This is a genomic window from Plantactinospora sp. B6F1, assembly GCF_040120695.1.
Classification (GTDB): domain Bacteria; phylum Actinomycetota; class Actinomycetes; order Mycobacteriales; family Micromonosporaceae; genus Plantactinospora.
On record NZ_JBEEAC010000045.1, the window covers coordinates 16,659 to 36,006 of the forward strand.

The 19,348-nt window shown below is 69.9% G+C and carries 15 protein-coding genes; 11 read left to right on the top strand and 4 right to left on the bottom strand.

Going from position 1 to position 19,348, the window contains the following annotated elements; translation table 11 throughout:
- Positions 1–6 precede the first annotated feature (6 nt).
- The 4 genes from ABNF97_RS31305 to ABNF97_RS31320 all read left to right on the top strand — a co-directional run bounded on the left by ABNF97_RS31305 (position 7) and on the right by ABNF97_RS31320 (position 6,107).
- On the top strand, positions 7–2,397 hold the full coding sequence (locus ABNF97_RS31305) for an RICIN domain-containing protein (protein WP_349340726.1): 2,391 nt from the start codon (positions 7–9) through the stop codon (positions 2,395–2,397).
- A 394-nt stretch (positions 2,398–2,791) separates the two neighbouring features.
- On the top strand, positions 2,792–3,043 hold the full coding sequence (locus ABNF97_RS34395) for an endo-1,4-beta-xylanase (protein WP_502930577.1): 252 nt from the start codon (positions 2,792–2,794) through the stop codon (positions 3,041–3,043).
- Positions 3,044–3,209: 166 nt separating this feature from the next.
- Positions 3,210–4,595 (top strand): family 43 glycosylhydrolase, encoded by a 1,386-nt coding sequence (locus tag ABNF97_RS31315; protein WP_165436760.1) that lies wholly within the window; start codon positions 3,210–3,212, stop codon positions 4,593–4,595.
- A 192-nt stretch (positions 4,596–4,787) separates the two neighbouring features.
- Complete coding sequence (locus ABNF97_RS31320) at positions 4,788–6,107, top strand: pyridoxal-dependent decarboxylase, exosortase A system-associated (RefSeq protein WP_349340727.1); 1,320 nt, start codon at positions 4,788–4,790, stop codon at positions 6,105–6,107.
- 79 nt (positions 6,108–6,186) lie between these two features.
- Here ABNF97_RS31320 and ABNF97_RS31325 read toward each other — a convergent pair whose 3' ends face one another.
- The 4 genes from ABNF97_RS31325 to ABNF97_RS31340 all read right to left on the bottom strand — a co-directional run bounded on the left by ABNF97_RS31325 (position 6,187) and on the right by ABNF97_RS31340 (position 10,923).
- On the bottom strand, positions 6,187–7,737 hold the full coding sequence (locus tag ABNF97_RS31325) for an AMP-binding protein (RefSeq protein ID WP_130463425.1): 1,551 nt from the start codon (positions 7,735–7,737) through the stop codon (positions 6,187–6,189).
- Positions 7,734–7,973, bottom strand: coding sequence for a phosphopantetheine-binding protein (locus ABNF97_RS31330; protein WP_130463424.1), 240 nt, complete (start codon positions 7,971–7,973; stop codon positions 7,734–7,736). The genes ABNF97_RS31325 and ABNF97_RS31330 overlap by 4 nt, the downstream gene beginning before the upstream one ends.
- Complete coding sequence (locus ABNF97_RS31335) at positions 7,966–9,876, bottom strand: condensation domain-containing protein (RefSeq protein ID WP_130463423.1); 1,911 nt, start codon at positions 9,874–9,876, stop codon at positions 7,966–7,968. The genes ABNF97_RS31330 and ABNF97_RS31335 overlap by 8 nt, the downstream gene beginning before the upstream one ends.
- A gap of 81 nt (positions 9,877–9,957) precedes the next feature.
- Complete coding sequence (locus ABNF97_RS31340) at positions 9,958–10,923, bottom strand: aKG-HExxH-type peptide beta-hydroxylase (protein ID WP_130463422.1); 966 nt, start codon at positions 10,921–10,923, stop codon at positions 9,958–9,960.
- 972 nt (positions 10,924–11,895) lie between these two features.
- Here ABNF97_RS31340 and ABNF97_RS31345 point away from each other — a divergent pair.
- The 7 genes from ABNF97_RS31345 to ABNF97_RS31375 all read left to right on the top strand — a co-directional run bounded on the left by ABNF97_RS31345 (position 11,896) and on the right by ABNF97_RS31375 (position 19,341).
- Complete coding sequence (locus ABNF97_RS31345) at positions 11,896–13,794, top strand: radical SAM/SPASM domain-containing protein (protein WP_349340728.1); 1,899 nt, start codon at positions 11,896–11,898, stop codon at positions 13,792–13,794.
- 127 nt (positions 13,795–13,921) lie between these two features.
- Positions 13,922–14,074: a hypothetical protein gene (locus tag ABNF97_RS31350; RefSeq protein ID WP_165436759.1), complete on the top strand. Its 153-nt coding sequence runs from the start codon at positions 13,922–13,924 to the stop codon at positions 14,072–14,074.
- Positions 14,075–14,104: 30 nt separating this feature from the next.
- The gene (locus ABNF97_RS31355) at positions 14,105–14,257 is read left to right on the top strand and encodes a hypothetical protein (protein ID WP_165436758.1); all 153 of its coding nucleotides are present in this window, start codon (positions 14,105–14,107) and stop codon (positions 14,255–14,257) included.
- 192 nt (positions 14,258–14,449) lie between these two features.
- A complete protein-coding gene (locus ABNF97_RS31360) occupies positions 14,450–15,460 on the top strand; it encodes an NAD(P)-dependent oxidoreductase (protein ID WP_349340729.1) in 1,011 nt (336 codons plus the stop codon).
- On the top strand, positions 15,447–15,902 hold the full coding sequence (locus ABNF97_RS31365; protein ID WP_130463419.1) for an SRPBCC family protein: 456 nt from the start codon (positions 15,447–15,449) through the stop codon (positions 15,900–15,902). The genes ABNF97_RS31360 and ABNF97_RS31365 overlap by 14 nt, the downstream gene beginning before the upstream one ends.
- Entirely contained in the window at positions 15,899–18,613 is a 2,715-nt protein-coding gene (locus ABNF97_RS31370; RefSeq protein ID WP_349340730.1) for an aminotransferase class III-fold pyridoxal phosphate-dependent enzyme, read from the top strand. The genes ABNF97_RS31365 and ABNF97_RS31370 overlap by 4 nt, the downstream gene beginning before the upstream one ends.
- A complete protein-coding gene (locus ABNF97_RS31375; RefSeq protein ID WP_130463417.1) occupies positions 18,610–19,341 on the top strand; it encodes a PIG-L family deacetylase in 732 nt (243 codons plus the stop codon). Before ABNF97_RS31370 ends, ABNF97_RS31375 begins: the two co-directional genes overlap by 4 nt.
- Positions 19,342–19,348: the final 7 nt, after the last annotated feature.

The following is a 19,348-nucleotide window of genomic DNA, read 5'->3' on the forward strand; positions in this document are numbered from 1 at the left end:
ACTCCCGTGTCCGTACCCTCAGTTCTCGCTGCCCGGCGGCGGGTGCTGGCCGGAGCCGCGGCGGCGTTGACCACCGCGGCCACCGTGACCGTGGTGGCCGCCTCGGCCGCCCCCGCGCTGGCGGCCACCACCACCCTGTACGCATCCCCCTCGGGCAGCGGCACCGCGTGTACCGCCGCCACGCCCTGCTCCCTGGCCGGCGCACAGACCGCGGTCCGATCCCGCACCGGGGCGATGTCCGGCGACATCGTCGTCGAGCTCGCCGACGGGGTGTACCGGCTCACCTCCCCGCTCCGGCTGACGGCCGCCGACTCCGGAACGAACGGCTACCGGGTGATCTGGCAGGCCGCCCCGTCGGCCCGTCCCGTGATCAGCGGCGCCCGGGCGGTCACCGGCTGGTCCCTCGTCGACTCCGGCAGGAACATCTGGCGGGCCAACGTCGGCGCCGGTCTCGACAGCCGGCAGCTCTACGTCGACGGCGCCATCGCCACCCGGGCCCGCACCCAGGTCAACCGGGCCGACTTCACCGCGGACAGCACCGGGATGAGGTTCACCAACAGCGCTCTGGGCTACCTGAACAACCTGGCCAACGAGAACCGGGTCCAGATCGAGAGCGTGGGGTCGTTCACCGACCGGTACGTCTCGGTGCAGAGCATCAACGGCAACCTGATCACGATGCAGCAGCCCGGATGGAGCAACAACAACTTCGGGTACGACACCTTCACCAGCCCGCACCGGGCCGGTCCGCTCTACCTGAGCAACGCCTACGAGTTCCTGGACGCGCCCGGTGAGTGGTATCTCGACCCGGGCAGCGGCGCACTGTCCTACATCCCGCTCGGCGGACAGAACATGAACAACGTCAGGGTGGAACTGCCGACGCTCCAGTCCCTGGTCAACCTCGGCGGCAGCTACGACGCGCCCGCCCACCACCTGACCTTCAGCGGGATCACCTTCGCCGGCACGAGCTGGCTCGGGCCCAGCGGCAACCAGGGCTATGCGGACCAGCAGACCGGTGCCTACATCGCGGGCAACTGGAGCTGGCCCAGCTTCACCTCCTGCCACAACGGCTGCCCGCAGTTCGAGGCCGCCCGACCGAACTGGCTCCAGTCGCCCGCCGCCGTACAGATCTCCGCCGCCAACAACATCACCTTCACCGACTCTAGATTCGTCAACCTGGGGCAGACGGCGGTCGGCATCGGCAACGACGCCGGTGCACACGGCAGCGGGGTCGGCCTCGGCGCCAGCAACATCACCATCAGCAGGTCCGAGATCGCCCACAACTCGGCCGGCGGCATCATCGTCGGCGGCGTGCGCGCCGACGCGCACCACCCCAGCGACCAGCGGATGGTCAACCGGGACATCACCATCAGCAACAACCGGCTGCACGATCTCGGGGTGGAGCACCGGGGCATCGTGTCGGTCCTGACGACCTACGTCACCAACGCCACCGTCTCGTACAACGAGGTGTACAACATGCCGTACACCGGGATGTCGATGGGGTACGGGTGGGGTGCCAACGACGCCGGCGGGAGCAACCACTACGCCGACCGGGGTCTGTACAACTACCAGCCGCGGTACTCGACACCGACGACCGCGTCGAACAACCGGCTCGTCGGCAACTACGTGCACGACGTGATGCAGCAGATGAACGACGGCGGATGTATCTACACGCTGTCGGCGAACCAGGGTGGATTGATCAGCGACAACTACTGCCTGCGGACCAACGGCTACTTCGGGATCTACTTCGACGAGGGCTCGCGGTACTGGACCGCCAGGAACAACGTCTTCTCGAACACCGGTACCTGGGCCACCGCCAACTACTGGTTCGCCGAGAACATGGGCAACTTCACCGTCACCGACAACTGGTCGACCAACGGCAGCACCAACGTCACCAACGGCGACCGGGGCAACGTCGTCTACGGCAACGTCACGGTGAGCGGCGGCAACTGGCCGTCGGGCGCCCAGGCCGTGATGGCGGCCGCCGGGCCGCAGAGCGGCGGTGGCCAGCAGAACGTGCAGGTCGTCGGGGTTCAGTCCGGCCGCTGCCTGGAGATCGGCGGGTCGAGTACCACCAACGGCACCCAGGCGCAGCTCTGGGACTGCACCGGCGGGACGAACCAGCGGTGGACCTACACCGCGGGCAGGCAACTGATCGTGTACGGCAACAAGTGCCTGGACGCTTCCGGGCAGGGCACCACCAACGGCACCCTGGCGATCATCTGGGACTGCAACGGCCAGACCAACCAGCAGTGGAACGTCGGTTCGAACGGCACGATCACCGGCGTGCAGTCCGGGCTCTGCCTCGACGCGAACGGCCGGGGCACGGCGAACGGTACGAAGGTGCACCTCTGGGCCTGCCACGGCGGCACCAACCAGCAGTGGAACCTGCGCAACTGACCGCGCGGGTGGGTGGGGCCGGGCCCTCGGCGCGGTCCCACCCACCGACGTCCCCGGGGGTGCGACGGCCGCGACCACATGTCACGGGTTTCGATAACACAAAACTGCGGTGGTTCTGTTTTTCCACCGATTCGGTGCCGCCGTCGAGAAAGTGCTACTGACCGCGTCCGTCGAAGGTCCCTACCTGAGGTGAACCGCGTACCGACCAAATTTCGGGTAGCTGTTCCCGCTTGCCTCTTGAAGGCCGCGTGACCATCTGGCAATCTCCAGGTATCAATGTGAGCGCTCTCGCATGGCCGATCCCTACTGCCTCGGGCAAGGCGTAGCGGAGGTGTTAGCGCTCACAGAGCGCAGCGTCCCCTGTCCGTAGCGGTATCGAAAGGTTGATAAATCAATGAACCACTGGATCGAGGCCGTCTTCCGTGCCGCGGACGCCGCCGATCCGGGCGCCAAACTCTGCTACGACGACCACAACACCGACGGGCTCAACGCGAAGTCCACCGGCATTTTCCGGCTCGTCGAATCGACGGGCGGCTACCTCCACAGCCGGGTACGCCTCGTGGCTCCGTACGGCAGTTCCGGCTACCGGCCGGTCTGCACCGGGCGGGCCCGGCCGCGGTTTCCAGCCGCGGCGGCAGCGTCGTGAACGCCGACATGTCGCTGCCGCCCGTGGCCTGGGAGGGCCGGCGCGGTGAGGGCAAGCTCCGCGCCGGCCCGGTCGGCGACCAGCACCACCAGCAGGTCAGGGCGACCCCTCTCGCGACGAGGCGACCGGGTGGGAGATCCAGCGTGATTTCGAGCAGGAGGTAACGATGAAGTCAGGAATCTTCGGCCGTACCGCAGGCAGACGCCGGGTGGCCCTGATGTCCGTGCTGCTGTGTCTCGCGGTGTCGGTGCCGGGGGTGGCCCGGGCGGACAACCCCATCGTGCAGACCATCTACACGGCTGATCCGGCGCCGTTGGTGCACAACGGTCGGATCTACCTCTACACCGGTCACGACGAGGACGGCTCGACATACTTCACGATGCGTGAGTGGCGGGTCTGGTCATCGGCGGACATGGTGAACTGGACCGACCACGGCTCTCCGATGAGCCTGGCCACCTTCAGTTGGGCCAGCGCCGACGCGTGGGCCGGCCACGCCATCTACCGCAACGGCAGGTTCTACTGGTACGTGCCGGTCAAGAATCGGGCGACCGGCCGGATGGCCATCGGAGTCGGCGTGTCGGAGAGCCCCACCGGGCCGTTCCGAGACGCGCTCGGTCGCCCACTCGTGGAGAACGGCGAGATCGACCCGGCCGTCTTCATCGACGACAACGGTCAGGCGTACCTGTACTGGGGCAACCCCAATCTGTGGTACGTGCGGTTGAACGCCGACATGATCTCGTACTCGGGCAGTGCGACGCAGATCCCGCTGACCGCGGCGGGGTTCGGCGCCCGCAACGGGAACGCGAGCCGGCCGACCCTCTATGAAGAGGCTCCCTGGGTCTACAAACGGAACGGGATGTACTACAACGTCTTCGCGGCGGAGTGCTGCTCGGAGTTCATCGGCTACTCGACCGCTCCCGGCCCGACCGGGCCCTGGACCTACCGCGGGACGGTCATGCCGCGACAGGGTGGCAGCTTCACCAACCACGCCGGCGTCATCGACTTCAACGGCGGCTCGTACTTCTTCTACCACAACGGCGCCCTGCCGGGCGGCGGGGGCTTCACCCGTTCGGTGGCGGTGGAGAAGTTCAACTACAACTCCGACGGCACGATCCCGACGATCAACATGACCACGGCGGGAGCTCCGCAGATCGGCACTCTCAATCCCTACTCCCGGCAGGAGGCCGAGACGATCGCCTGGGAGACCGGTGTGGAGACCGAGCCGGCCAGCGGCGGGGGAATGAACGTCGGCTGGATCGAGAACGGGGACTGGATCAAGGTCAAGGGCGTGGCCTTCGGCGCCGGCGCCGGCTCCCTGAGCGCCAGGGTGGCCTCGGCGACCAGCGGCGGCCGCATCGAGGTTCGCCTCGGCGGCAGCAACGGCACCCTCGTCGGAACCTGCACCGTGCCGGGTACCGGGGGCTGGCAGACCTGGACGACCGTCAGTTGCCCGATCAACGGCGCGACCGGTACGCACGACCTCTACCTGCGTTTCGCCGGTGGCAGCGGCTACCTGCTCAACGTCGACTGGTGGCAGTTCCAGCCACGGTGACGGGCTGGCCGACCACGGACCATCGCCTCCGGCGAGACCCTGCTTCGAGGGTCTCGCCGGAACCCGTGAGGATCAACAGATGACTGCTGGCGGTCGCCCTTCGAAGGGGGTCGTGACACCGCCACTCCCGGTCCGGCGGTTGGCCGCATCAACAGCATCGGGCCGGAGCGCACTATCCTCGACGCATCGAAGGTGATCGGTCAGAATCCGTTGCCGATGGTGGCCGTCGACGCCGAGGTCCTGGCGCCGGGCCGGCTCAAGCGTGACCGCGAATGGAGCTGGGAGATGAGCAGGCACCCGTCGATCGCCGCGTTCGGTCTGGAGGGCGGGAAGCTGCTGGTCGGCGGTGTTCCGGTGGACCGGTTGGCCGAGCAGGTCGGCGGCACGCCGTTCTTCGCGTACGACAGGGCGCTGCTCACCAACCGGATACGGCGCATCCGGGCCGCGTTTCCGGTGGGCATCGAGCTGAGCTACGCGGTGAAAGCGAATCCGATGCCCGCCGTCGTCCAGCATCTGAGCCGGCTCGTCGACGCATTCGACGTGGCCTCGGCGAGGGAACTGCGTACCGCGCTGGACACCCCGCTCGACGGGGCCAAGGTGAGCTTCGCCGGCCCGGGGAAGAGCGTCGCCGAGCTGACCCAGGCGGTCGCGGCGAACGTGACGGTGGTGGTGGAATCGCACACCGAGGCCACCCGGGTGACGGCCGCCGGGGAGCGGCTCGGGATCCGGCCGAGAGTCGCGGTACGGGTCAATCCTGACTTCGTCGTCCGGAGTTCCGGAATGCGCATGGGCGGCGGGCCGCAGCAGTTCGGGGTGGACGCCGAGCGGGTGCCCGCACTGCTCAAGGACCTCACCCGGATGGAGCTGGACGTCATCGGGTTCCACATCTTCGCGGGGTCGCAGAATCTGCACACCGACGTGCTGTGCCAGGCCCAACGGCAGACGGTCGAGCTGGCTCTGCGGCTGACCGAGGCCGCCCCGGCGCCGGTGCGGTACCTCAACCTCGGTGGCGGCCTCGGCATCCCGTACTTCGAACGGGACGTCCCGGTGGACCTGGAGCGGATCGGTGCCAACCTCACCGAACTGCTCACCTCGGCGATCCGACCCGATCTGCCCGACGCGGAGGTCGTCGTCGAACTCGGCCGGTACATCGTCGGTGAGTGCGGGGTGTACGTCACCCGGATCGTGGACCGCAAGGAGTCCCGGGGTCGCACCTTTCTCGTGGTGGACGGCGGCCTGCACCACCAGCTGGCCGCCACCGGCAACCTCGGGCAGGCCATCCGGCGCAACTATCCATTGGTCATAGGCAACCGGATGGACGACGAGATCGACGGACGGGTCACCGTGGTGGGATGTCTGTGCACTCCGCTGGACCTGCTGGGCAACGAGGTCGCGCTGCCCCGGGCAGATGTCGGCGACCTGGTGGTGCTGTTCCAGGCCGGTGCGTACGGGCTGACGGCGAGCCCGACCGCCTTTCTGGGCCATCCGACGCCGCCGGAGGCCCTGGTCTGATCCGACGCACGGGGCGCCGGGCGGGGTCGGTTGGACGATCGGGTCGGGTGGTGGCGTCGGCCTCAGCGCGTGATCCCGGCTACGACCCGGACAACCGGAGCGCGAGCTTGTCCACCTTGCCGTTCGTCGTACGTGGCAGTTCCTCGGTGACCACGCACACGTCCGGGGTGCCGGCGCCGCCGAGCCGCTCGCCGACACCGGCCCGCACCTGCCGAGGCGTCAGCGAGGTCACCGCCCACGCCAAGAGTCGGCCGTCCGGCCCGGGCGGCAGTACGGCCGCGCCGCGTACCTCGGGGATGTCGAGCATGGCTGCCTCGATCTCCTGCACGCTGATGCGTACGCCGCGCCGCTTGAAAAGGTCGTCGCGCCGACCGGCCACATACAGGCGTCCGGTGTGGTCCAGGTGGCCGTAGTCACCGGTGTAGAAACTCGGCTCGCCGCTGTCGGGGGCAGGCCGGAATCCACCGGCGGTATGCCCGGACGCCGCCCAGTAGCCGGCCATGACGTGCGGTCCCACCGCCACGATCTGTCCGGTCGCGCCCGGTGGGAGGGTCCGGTCGTCGTCGTCGACGACCAGGATCCGGGTCCCGTGCAACGGCCCGCCCACCGTGCCGGGCCGGGACAGGTGCTCGTCGGGTTCCGCGATGGTGATCCGCTTGCACTCGGTGGTGCCGTACATGGCCACGACCCTGGCCGAGGGCGCGGCGAAACGCAGGCCGGCTGCGTGCGCCTGAGTCAGCGCGGCACCGGTGTTCGTGATCAGCCGGAGCGCGCTGCGTTCCCGGTCCCGGCGGGCGAGCCAGGCGAGCAACTCGGCGAGGGTCGGCACCACCGGCAGGACGGTGGCCCCGGCGCCGCGGATGCCCCGAAGTAACCCACCGTCGACGGCGGTACCGCCGAACACCAGTTCCGCGCCGGCCAGCGCGCAGAGGAAGACCTGATACAGCCCGTAGTCGAACGAGAAGGGCAGGCAGCAGTAGACGACATCCTCCGGGGTGTACCGCAGTCGGTCGGCGATGGCACGGGCGGCGAAGACCACCCGAGCGTGCGGGCACACCACCGCCCGGGGCTGGGCGGTGCTGCCGGAGGTGTAGAGCATCAGGGCGGGATCTTCTTCGCCGACCGTCGCCAGCGCGTCACCAGCCGCGGTGAGCGCGGTGCTGAGCACGGCGGGCGGTGCGCCGCCCGAGGCTGCCGCCGCGACCGGCCTTGCCGCCTTCAGCCGGCCCGGCTCGACCACCGGTACGGCGCTGAGGCTCCGGGCCCGGGCCGCCTGCTCGCCTTCCGCCACCACCAGCGACGGGTCGGCGTCGGCCAGCAGCCAGCGCAGCCGGTAGGGTGCGGTCGCCGGGGCCACCGGAACGAGGACCGCGCCAATCCTGACCGCCGCGAAGAGCAGCGCCACCGACTGCCGGGACGGCGGGAGAAGGCTCAGCACCCGGTCACCGGCACGGACGCCCTGGGAGCGCAGGTCGGCGGCCGCCTCGCCGGCATGCCGGTGCAGGTCGGCGTAGGTCCACCCACCCGTGATGTCCCTGACGGCGGCGCGATGCGGGAACCGGGCTGCCGCGAGGTCGAGAATCTCGTGGACAAGTCGCGGGCTGACCGAGTCGTCCCGGCTCCCGGTCATTCCGGACAGCCCAGCTCACGCAGGATCCGCACCGCCGTCTCGAAGTTGTTCAGCTCGATCGTGTGATCCGCGCTGAACTCCACGCCGAACTCTTCCTCGATCGCGACCATCAGGCTCATGTGCCCCATGGAATCCCACCCCGGTATCTGGTACAGACCGACCTCACCGACGTCGAAGTCGGGGTCGATGTCCAGCGTCTGGGCGAAGACCATGCGTAGCCGGTGGTGGTCAGGCAAGGAGATCCTCCTGTGTCGCGTGATCGGGCACCAACGGGCGGGTGGGCCTCCCGGTGCTCGCGGCCAGAACCGGGAGCCCCGCCCAGCCGCCGACCTCGGATCCGGGCCCCGGCCCGGTCGGCACGCCGTCGCAGGCGACGTACCGGTGCGGTGCCGCGGCCGTGCGCATCCCGGGCAACATCCCGACGATGTCGGCGTGCAGCCGTTCGATGTCCAACTGTCTGCCTCCGGCGTCCAGGTAGGCGGTGAGCAGGGCGCCGCCGTCGGCGGACGCGGCCGTCACCGCGCACCGGTCGGTGCCGGCCGCGCGCCGCAGCAGCCCGGTGGCGGACGGCAGGTGCACCCAGCCCGCCCCGGTCAGGCACCAGTCGTCGTTGCGCTCTGTCGGCGAGAGGTCGACCAGGTCACCGACGTCAGGAATGCCGATGTCGGCCACCACCGCCGCGCAGAGCAGTCGCTCCACGGCACGCAGCCACGCCGGACCCTCCTCGCCGGGCAACATGGCGGTGTCGAGCAGCATCGTCAGGCGCAGCGCGTCACCGGCATCGTCGGCGTAGACGAAGTACGTGCTGGTGCTGCTCTTGTCGGCGCCCACCCAGCGGCAACGGGACCGCTTCGCGGCCGCTTCGAGCAGGCGCCGGTCCGGCCGGACCGGCGCCGTGCCCGGGGCGTGGCGCAGCCGGTTGTTCAGCCAGCACGACAGGTCGAAGGCCAGCCCGCGGTCGATTTCGATCTGCCGGCGCCGGACCGCGAGCGGTCCGGGGGGATACTGGCCGAACCGTGCCGCGGTCACTACCGCGGCTTCGGTCCGGGTGAGGAGGTCGGTGATCGACGCGTCGGCCATCTCCACGTGGATCGGCACGTCCTGGGTGAACATTCCGACGGCCGAGCGCGTCCGCGCCGACATCCGGTTGCCGACGGTGAGCTGAAGGAACGCCCGTTCCAGGCCGCTGACGTAGCCGGCGACCGCGCAGATGCCGGCGGCCAGCACGGCCGTGCGGCTGACCTGGTGCCGCGCCGCCAGCACCGGCACGGCGAGGGCCAGGGCTGGGGAGTCCAACCGCACGTACCGGAACCGCGGCTCCTCCGGCTCCCGCGCGGGGCGGGGCAGCATGGTCTGCGGCATTGCCCGGAAGGTCCGCTCGTGTTGCGCCAGAGCACGTTCACTGAGGCGCAGCCCGGCGGACGAGGACTCCCAACCGGCCTGGTCCAGGGGCTGCCAGGCGCCGGGCGCCGGGCGCGCCGCGCCGGGCAGGTGCGTCTTGTCCGGCTCCGTCAGCAGCGGGCGCAGCCCGTGTCCGACGTGCCAGGCTCCGGTGAAATCGATGACCAGGTGGCAGGCGGCGAACACCAGGTACCAGGGCTGACCGCCGGAGGTCAGCAGCGCGACCCGTACCGGGAGTTCGTTGGTGAAATCGAACGGCTCGCCGGCCAGTGTGTCCACGGCATGGTCGACGGCTGCCGGCTCGGCGCCTACCTCCGACACCTCCACGAAGAGGCGACCGGACGACAACACCCGCTGGCGAAGGCCGTCCGCGGACTGGAAAAAGACCGTTCGCAGCGCTTCGTGCAGCGTGATCAGGTCGCGCAGCACCTCAAGCACTTCGGGCAGGGGCACCCCGGAGCGCAACGGCCAGGCGAACCGGAGGTTGAGGCTGGCGGTGTGCGGGTGCAGCCCCGCCATGATGGCGAGGAGATGCTGTTGGGCCCAGGTCACCGGGCCGGTCGGCCGCTCGGCCGAGGTGAACGCGACGGGCTCGTGCCGCGCACCGGGCAGGAGTGGCCGTGCGGGGCACGGCGACGTCCTGTCCGCCTCCCCGTGCGGTCCGCCCGCGCCGTCAGCTGGATCCGAGGCGTGGGTGCCGTGCGGCTCGGGTTGGCAGGGGTTCATCACACTGGTCACGCGGCAGCTCCCGTACGTGGCGAACGATCTCCGACGGACCGCGCCGGTGGCGGCCCGGCCCGGACCCGCAGCCGACCTTCATCAGAGCGCGCGCGCCGCGGCGAACACGTCGGCGAGACGCGACCGCAGGTCCGGCTCGTCGATGAGGTCCAGCGCCCGGGAATGATCGTCCTCGGCCGCGGCCAGCAGGGGCCGTTGTTTGTCGAGATACGCGGCGAGGTAGGCGGCGACGGCGCCCTGGACCTGGCACAGCACCCGATCGGCGAAGATGACCGTGAGCGGGAACGCCCAGCAGGCGTGGATGAAACCGAAGGCTGGGCGGTGCTTGCGTTTCCAGGGACTGTGGAAGGTGACGCTCTCCGGGATCTTGATCTCGTAGGTGGCGAGTGCACCGTTGAGCCAGTTGTGCCCGGCCTCGTGGATGATGTCGCGGGCGAGTACGGTCGGGTCGTCGACATGGTCGACGAAGATCGTGCCCGGCAGCCGCGTGATGCTCCAACTTGTCAGCACCTCACCGAGGGACCGTCGGGCGAGTAGCACGATCACCGGGGCGGATCCGTGTAGCAGGGTTCCGAACCCCGCCTCGGCGCCCACCCGTACGGCCTCGACGACCAGGTCGCGCGCAGGACCGGACGGCGGCTGGGTGTCCGGCCCGAGGAGACAGATCGGGGTGTCGGAGATCTCCGTTTCCAGCATCTCGTCAGCGGACGGGTCGATGAGGAGATGGGTGCCCACCGGTGTTGCCACGAGGTACTCCCGGTGACTGCGCTTCGGCGCCGAGCGGTACCACCCGAATGCCGCTGGGTCGTTGCGGCGCGCGGCCCGTTCGGCACCTTCCAGGAAGTGATGCGCAAGGGCGTCCGCGACCGGGTCGCCCGGCAGCTCCGGACCGCCGCCGGGGAGCCTCCCCTCCGGGGAGGGTGCGGGGGGCGTGCCAGGGCCAGGCGCGGCAGCGGCGTGGTCAGCCAGCAGGGCATGGATCCGTTCCGCCCGTCCGCGCTGAAAGTGCTCGACACTTGGAAGGTCGAATACGGCATCGAGGTTCATCGGCGGTTCCTTCCCCGTTTGCGCTGTTCTCGAAGTGGCAATGATGCGCGTTCGTCTGGCTGCTGGTCGGCCACGGACGTGACTTCCGTGGGCGTCTCCCGCACCGACCGTTACGGGGGGCCCTACCCGTCCGCGTCGTGTCTTCGCCGAGCGTGGCTGACCCCGCACGAGGCGCTTCTGCCAATGGGTCACCGGAGGGAGACAGTCGACGGCGAATCAGCTCACGCGAAGTCCCGTCACCTGTCAGCTGGTATGGACGAGCGCGGCGGAGCGTCGGCGAATCCGGAGGTCCGCGTGCCCGTGCCGGTGGTCGCCATCGACACCTGCTGCTGAGGCGAATCGCCAGTCGACAGTGGACCGGGCGTTCAATGATCGATCAGGTCTCGTTGGCCCCGCGACCTGCGGTATCGGCGATTGATGATCGTTGCAACCGTGCCTCCGTTCTCGCCGCCTCCCCGTTCTGTTGGCTGCTCGACCGGTCTGCTGCAGGAGTGTACCGCGAAGGTCGCATGCTCGGCAGGGCTTGCCTAACCAGAATTTCCGTGGTTTGCTGCTGAGCAGACATTGAGTCTTGACGATTGCGATCGTTGATCAGCGGGGGATCGATATGGATGTGCTTAGGTCAGGTCATGTCTGCTGCCGTTACGCGGACGTGACGGACGAGGAAGCTTTGGACCGGGGGATCACCGCCGTTCTGCCCTCGTCGCGTCAGCCTGCAGGATGTTTGACGATAATCTGATCCGAAGCGCCGAGGACGGACGGACACCTCCGGCCTGCCTGAATCGGATGTCGCCCGGGCCTGGTGGCTTGAAATCCCTGACGTATTCCCGGCGACCAACAGTCCGGCCCGGCACGGGGGCGAGCCGGTCGAGCACGACACTCAATTCTCTGACCTAATCATGAGGCCCAGCCTGCTCGGCGATGAGAATGCGGCCACGCGGGTCGGCTCGGCATACGGCGGGGGAGGCCGTTATGGGGCGCATTGCGCACCCGGATATTGAGGCGCTCTATAAGTCGCTGGAGGAGTCGGCGCCCGACACGGCGGTCTCGGTCATCGTCAAACTCCGCGGGGAACTGTGCGACATCGACTGTTTGTACTGCTACGAGAAACGCAAGGAGGCACCGGGCGGTGCCCGGATCTCCGTCGAGCAGATCGACCAGCTCTCCCGGCTGTTCCGGAATCGTCCGCTGGTCGTCGAACTGCATGGCGGCGAGCCGTTGACGATCGGCAAACCCATGATGGCCGCCGTACTCGACGCGTTGAGCCGCCAGCCGACGGTAGTCAAGGTGTCAATGCAGACCAACGGCGTACTGCTCGACGAGGATTGGCTCGACCTGTTCGACGAGCGCTACCCCGGGCTGTCGATGGGTGTCTCATTGGACGGCGACGCCGACGCCAACGCGTGGCGGGTCGGATACGACGGGCAGCCGACCTACCCGAAGGTCGCCAGGGCTCTGCGGATGCTCGCGGACCGGGCCCGACCGGTCGGCGTGATCGCCACCGTGACGCGGCGGTCCCTGGGTCGTGCCGAGGACATCATGAACCACCTGGCCGGGTTCTCTTCGGTCAACTCGTTGAGCTTCGTCCCGTGTTTCGACACCGTCGTCCGGCGGGCGACCAGGCCGGTAGGGCAGCGACCGACCAGGAGCCGCGAGCTGCAACTCGCAGCGGTGTCCGGTGCCGCCCCACCGTCCTGGGCGGTGACCCCCGAGGAATACGGCGAGTTCGTGCTGCGGGCCACCGCGCACTGGATCGGCAGCGGTCTGTCCGCGCGGATGAAACTGGAGCCTGCCGTCTCGACGATCCGCCGGCTGCGCGGCCTGGGCACAACCTTCTGCCACTTCTCCAACCTCAAGTGCGACCACGTGTTCACCCTGTACCCGGACGGCCGGTTCGGCAGCTGCGACGAACTGCCCTGGCCGGGCGCACAGCTCGGGCACCTGCGACGGCTGGGCGACGAGGGCGAGGTGGTGGACCGCCAGCGGAGCCTGCCGCTGCTGACCGACGGCCAGGGGCTGATGGCCAAGTGCGTGTCCTGCCGCTACCGCCACACCTGCGGAGGCGGGTGCGTGGCCTCCCGGCTGCGCCATCGGGAGGCGTTCGCCAGCGACGACGCGTACTGCGATCACCGGATGCGACTGGTGGACGGGGTGGCCGCACTGGTCGCCCAGCCGGCGGATCCGTGGGGTGCCTGGTGCCGCCGGTTACGGTGGCGGCCCCGTTTCCCGAACGTGATGCGGGACGTGGCACCCTTCCTGGCACGCTGGGACGACGCGCGGGTCGTCCGTGAGCCGGTCGAACTGCGGCACAGCGCGCATGGCAACGTCAACTGCGTGGGCGAGCCCGGCGTGCACGAGGCGCCGGACCTCGACCCTCGGCACCCACAGTGGCGGGCCGGCATCGAGCCAGGCATCTGGCCGCTGCTCGACGTCGTTACCACCGGTTGGGGCTGCGTCACGTACGACAGCTGCCAGGGCCACCGGTACGACGGGCTCGACCTCCAACCGGTGGGCGCGACCGTTGGAATCCTGCCCCGGGATCGTCGTGAGTACGCGAGGATCGCCTCGGCCCTGTGCCGGGTGACCGCGGAGGCGGAGGGACGGGTGCCCTCGGCGTGTGTGGTAACCGCGGGCCGTGCCGACCTGCGGTGCGCCACGTCCGGCCGCAGTTACCCGGTCCTGGACCTCGGCATCGCGCGAGCGGAGCGGGCGGGCTGGGACGACTATTTCGACGCCCTCCCGGCCACGGTCGACCTCCTGGTCGGGTGGACGCGGAAGGTGCGGCCGGGGTCGCTGGGGCAGTGCGGATGCCCGGACCGGGACGCGGTGACCGTCGGCAGCCCACGGACCGCCACCGGGGTCGCCGGGTGAGGCTCGTACCGCCACCGGACGCGGCCTTGCGCGGCAGGCGCGTCGGGGCGCGCAGAGATGTCCGACCCAGGCTGCAACGCCGCAGCTCGGGTCGGGTGTTGGGAAGCTCTTCCGGAAGGAGAGGCAGATGACCGAAGACCGTAGGATCACTCGCTTCCTCGAGGACGTGGAGTCCTTGCGTGAGGACGAGGCGGTGCTCAGCACCGCGCACACCTCCGCCGTCTCGGCCGACGGCTGGACGGCCGAGGGCCGTCCGTCCGACGACTCGACGGAGTCCTGACCACAGATGACCTGAAAGGAGAGGCAGCAGATGGACGACGCCCAGCAAACTATGCAGTTCCTCCGCGCCGTGGCATCGCTGCGCGACGAGGAGACCGTCCTGACCACCGCGCACACCGCTGCGGTGTCCGTGGACGGCTGGCCAACCGAGGATCGCCCGTCGGACGAGCCGACGCAGTCCTGAGCCGGATCGGCCGAACTGAGTCACGCCCGTTGGCCCTGCCGCGAGGTCGAGGTACCTGAGGGATCGCAGCAGGATCGGCTGACCGTGACACGTGGCCGCCGTGGGCGGGTCGCGGGTCGCCATACCCTGGCGACCCGCGCACCGCGACACGGCCCCGGGTGTGGACCGCATGGACCAGGAAGGACGGGCTCGGTGACAGGTAGCGGAGGGGAGCCACTCGTCGCGGTCTACGCCGACCTCGGGCCGGTGGCCCGGAAGGCCGTACGGGCCGACGACGGGTTCGTCGACGGTGCCGACGTCGACGGCGGCACGGTGGATACGGCGGATGTCGTCGGGCTGGTGGTCCGGTCGGAGTCCCGGGTGGACCGGCCGTTCATCGCCCGGTTTCCGAGGCTGTCGTTCGTGATCCGTGCCGGCAGCGGCACCGAAAACCTCGACCTGGTCGAACTGCGTCGACGGGGCGTGCGCCTGGTACGCAATCCCGTCGTGTCCGCCGAATCCGTGGCGGAACTCGCGTTGGCCGGGCTGGTCAGCCTCGCACGACGGGTGCCGATCGCCGCCGCGCTGCTGCAACGGGGCGAGTGGCGCAAGTCCGACTTCGTCGGGGAGCCACTGCCCGACCTGGCGGTCACGATCTGGGGTGCTGGTCCGGTCGGCCGGGCGGTGGCCCGTCGGCTCACCCCCGAGTGTCGTTCGGTGCACTTCGCCCAGTGGCCCTCGCTGCCGTCCGACGCGCCCGCGATAGCCGTCGAACCGGCGCTGGCCGCAAGCGACGCGCACATACTCTGTCTGCCGTCGCGACCGTCGACCCGTGGCTGGTTCGGCCCGCGGCGGCTGGACCGGGTACGGGACGCCCGGCCGTACCTGCTCAACCTCGGCCGGTTCGATGTGGTCGACGTCGCGGCCGCGGTTCGGCGGCTGGCCGACGACCAGCTCCGGGGGCTGTTCATCGATCCGGTCGACGCGCACCACCTGCCTGAGCTGCGGGCGGCGACCGCAGTGGCCGACAGGGACCTCAACCTGCTCGCCACCCCGCACCTCGGAGCGCAGCGGCGCGACGTTCTGACCCGGCTGGGGGAGTGGGCGCTGGACACCGCCCGCCTACTGGTGAAGGAAACGCGCGACGACCAGGCCCCGCACCGATCGCCGGCCGCGCACCTGGAAGCCACAGCAGCCGACTGGAGAGACGATGCCCGAAGTTGATTTCGACCTGGCGATCCAGGCCTCTGTCGACACCGTCTGGAAGACGGTGCTCGACGTCGCTTCGTACCCCGCCTACATGGAGAACGTGCTGGAGACCCGCATCCTCCGCGACGACGGGCAGGGCACGAGGGCAAGTTCCTGGTCGATCCTGCTCAAGGGCGCCGTCCTCGAATGGACCGAGGAGGAGTCCATCGATCACGACCGGCGGCGGATGGATTTCCGGCAGATCGACGGCGACATGGAGCACCTCGAAGGGTTCTGGCACGTCCGCCCGCTGGAGGACGGTCGCGTCTCGGCCCGGCTGTTCATCTCCTTCCGGATCGGCATACCGTTGCTCGCCGACATGCTCGACCCGCTGGCTCGCAAGGCGATCCACGACAACAGCCAGGACATGCTGCTCGGCATCGAGCGGCGTACCCGACAGCCGGCGGGGGCGCCGTGACCGTCCGCGGACCGGCGACCGACGACCTCGCCACCGTCCTGTCGCTGGGTTCACTCGCGCCTCGGTGCGATATCGCGGAGGCGACACGTCGGCTGGCCGACATCCCCGCGGAGACGGTCCTCGACTGGCTGAGCCGGCACAAGGTGGTGTCCATCGCCGTCCGACGGTTGGCCCAACCCGGCATCCACCTCCCGCCGGCGCTCGCCGACGGGCTGGCCCGATCGGCGGAGCATCGACGGCTGGTGAACCGTAACCTCGACGTGGAACTGCCCCACCTCACCGACCTGGTGGCGCGCAGTGGGGCCCGGGCCTTCCTGATCAAAGGCATGGCTTCCCGGGCCTGCTATCCCGAGCCGTACGACCGGGACATCGGCGACTTCGACCTGTGGGTACCCGACACCGCGGAAGCCGTCGCGCTGGCCGGCGAACTGACCGACGCCGGGTACCGGATGGCCGAGCACGAGTTGCCGTGGATCAAGTCGACCCGGTCGGGCCACCTGTACGGGCAGTTCCTGCTGGAACGCGAGGTCGCCGACGGCCGGGTGGCGGTGGATGTCCACTACGGCGGATACTCGGTGCGCCACTGCGGCCTGTTGCGACTGAACCCGGGAACGGTCGGTCCGGGACTGCACCGCCTCGACACCCTGCAGAACATGCCGATGTTGGTGGCCAACGCCGCCGGCGACTACTTCATGACGCTGAAGGATCTCAACGACCTCTACCTCGCCGTCGCCGACAGTGGCTTCGACTGGGACACCGTTCGCGCCCGGGTACGCGAGATCGGGCTGGCCGGCTTCTTCAACAACATGCTGAGGCAGCTCAGGGAGTGGTTCTCGCTGACCGACGCCCAGGCGGAGACCGTACGCGGGCTGCGGTTCCGAGCGGCGTGGGAGCCGGCGCCCTCCCGTACCGGATGGGTCTGGAACCGGCGCTGGCTGGTGACGGTCGCGCACGCCGCCGCTACCGGGCTGCGGGTCTCGCCGGCAGACACCGTGCGAATGACCCGCACCGCGGCCGGGTACTACCGGCATCGGTTGACGTTGCGGCTGGGTGGTGCCTCCGACGACCGCCCGATCCGGGTTCCGGACGACCTCAACCCGTGGACCTGCGTGCGGCTGGTGCCGCTGCCCTCGGCGGTCCGGCTGCTGGCGCCCGAGCACGACGAAGACCGGGTGGTCGGCGTATCCGGGCAGGTCACCCCGCTGGTGCCAGGGTGCGCGGCGCTCGGGGTGGTCGCCACCCCGGCCGGGGACGCGGTGCTCCTCAACGGCGGGGTCTTCCTGCCGACCGTGTCCTACGCGTTGGATCCGGCCCTGATCCGCACCGTCCACGAACTCGCGGTGAACGCCGGGGCGGGCCGCGTCGACGCGGGGACCACCGGGAAGGGCGAGGATCGCGGTGCCGCTCCGGGACCTGGTGCTGTCCAAGACGCCGCTGTCGTCGGGGATGCCCGTGTCGTCGACGATGCCGATGGCGGGCGGGAGCCCGGGGGCAAGGCCCACCCGGCGTTCGGGGTGATCCGACGGCACCTCTCTCCACCGCTGGCGCTGGCGCAGCGGCTGGTCGGCCTCGGTGCGGTCGAGATCGCCGCCTCCGGGGCCGAGGTGACCCTCTCCGATGGACGCAGCGCCGTCGATTTCGGCAGCTATGCGGTACCACTGGTCGGGCACGGCCACCCCCGGGTGACCGCCGCGGTCCGGTCGCAGCTGGAGACGCAGGCGATCACCACCCGTACCCTGGCCAACCCGGTGACCACCGGCTACGTCGAACGGCTGGTGGCCGCCGTCGGCGTGGCGGACCTGCGCCGGGTGTGGCTGGGCCTCAACGGCACCGATGCGGTCGAGGCCGCACTGAAACTGGTCCGTGCGGCCACCGGCCGGCCCCGCGTACTGGCCGTGTGCGGTGCCTTCCACGGCAAGACGATGGGATCGCTCGCGGCGACCTGGAACGACCATTACCGGGCACCCGTGCGCGCGCTGCTGACCGGGGTGACGCACATCGACGTCGACGACCGGTCGGCGGTGGCGCGAGAGGCCGCGGCGGGCGACGTCGCGGCCCTGATCTTCGAGCCCGTGCAGGGTGAGAACGGGGTCGTGGTGCTTCCTCCGGAGACGCTGCGGAGGTGGACGCACGATGCACATCAGGCGGGCGCGCTCGTGGTGGCCGATGAGATACAGACCGGCATGGGTCGGTGCGGACCGCTCTCCGTCGCCATCGGGCTGGGACTGCCGATCGACGCGCTGCTGCTCGGCAAGAGCCTGGGGGGCGGCGTGTTGCCGCTCTCCGCGCTCATCGGCACCGATCGGGTGTACGAACCGCTCATGCGTGATCCGTTTCTGCACGTGGCCACCTTCGGCGGCCACCCACTGGGCTGCGCCGCGGGAACGGCAATGCTCGACGTCGTGGCCGAGCTGGCCGTGGCCGGAGACAGGCTGGCCCGCCAGGTGGAGGCGGAGCTGTGCAAGCTGCGGGACAACCACCCGACGTCGCTGGTCGAGGTTCGGGGCATGGGCCTGCTCTGGGGACTGAAGCTGCGCACGCCCGAGCTGGCCGGGGCCGTGCTGACCACCGCCGTGCAACGAGGACTGCTGCTGTCCCCGTGCCTGGGCCGTCCGGAGATTCTGCGCCTGCTGCCCCCGATGACCACCACAGCCGACCAACTGGAGCGCGCGATGGCGATCCTCGACGAAGCGATCGGGGAGGAGGAATGACCGCGGTGACCGCATCGGACGTCCCCGAGCGGGCCCTGGTCGTCGCCGCGCACGCGGACGACGTCGACTTCCGCTGCGCCGGAACCCTGGCCGCATGGTGCGGGCAGGGCACTGCGGTAACCCTGGCCCTGCTGACCGACAGCGCCAAGGGCAGCCATGACCTGTCCCTGTCGGACGACGAGGTGGCTGCGCTGCGGCGTACCGAGCAGCGTGCGGCCGCGGCCCGGGTCGGCTACCGCGATGTGCGAGAACTGGGGGAGATCGACGGCCTGCTCCGGGCCGACGAACGGGTGATCGAGTGGCTGGTGCGGGTGATCCGCGACGCCCGGCCCGACGTGGTTCTGACCTACGACCCGTGGGCACCGTACATCCTGCACCCGGACCACACGACGGCCGGTGACGCCGCGTTCCGCGCGGTGATCCGGGCGAGGGAACCGCGATTCTGCCGGGACCTGGCCGACGAAGGGCTTCCGCCGTGGCGCGTATCGCAGCTCTGGTTGTTCGGCGCACCGGAGCCCGACCACATCGAGGACATCTCCGGGTCGTTCGACACCAAGCTCGACGCGATTCTCTGCCACCGCAGCCAGTACGAGACGGAGATGGGGTTCTCCGAGGGGGACGAGGCCGGCCGGGCGGCGTTCGTGGAGCGGATGCGCGCGATGTTCGGCAAGATTGGAGCGAGCGGTGGCTTCAGCTACGCCGAGTCGTACCGGCGACTCGCCCTCTAGCCGGGCC

Bases quoted from the DNA above. Each gene is read 5' to 3' on its own strand.
- ABNF97_RS31355 (WP_165436758.1), top strand. From the start codon at position 14,105: ATGGACGACGCCCAGCAAACTATGCAGTTCCTCCGCGCCGTGGCATCG.
- ABNF97_RS31345 (WP_349340728.1), top strand. From the start codon at position 11,896: ATGGGGCGCATTGCGCACCCGGATATTGAGGCGCTCTATAAGTCGCTG.
- ABNF97_RS31315 (WP_165436760.1), top strand. From the start codon at position 3,210: ATGAAGTCAGGAATCTTCGGCCGTACCGCAGGCAGACGCCGGGTGGCC.
- ABNF97_RS34395 (WP_502930577.1), top strand. From the start codon at position 2,792: ATGAACCACTGGATCGAGGCCGTCTTCCGTGCCGCGGACGCCGCCGAT.
- ABNF97_RS31340 (WP_130463422.1), bottom strand. From the start codon at position 10,923: ATGAACCTCGATGCCGTATTCGACCTTCCAAGTGTCGAGCACTTTCAG.
- ABNF97_RS31325 (WP_130463425.1), bottom strand. From the start codon at position 7,737: ATGACCGGGAGCCGGGACGACTCGGTCAGCCCGCGACTTGTCCACGAG.
- ABNF97_RS31350 (WP_165436759.1), top strand. From the start codon at position 13,922: ATGACCGAAGACCGTAGGATCACTCGCTTCCTCGAGGACGTGGAGTCC.
- ABNF97_RS31375 (WP_130463417.1), top strand. From the start codon at position 18,610: ATGACCGCGGTGACCGCATCGGACGTCCCCGAGCGGGCCCTGGTCGTC.
- ABNF97_RS31365 (WP_130463419.1), top strand. From the start codon at position 15,447: ATGCCCGAAGTTGATTTCGACCTGGCGATCCAGGCCTCTGTCGACACC.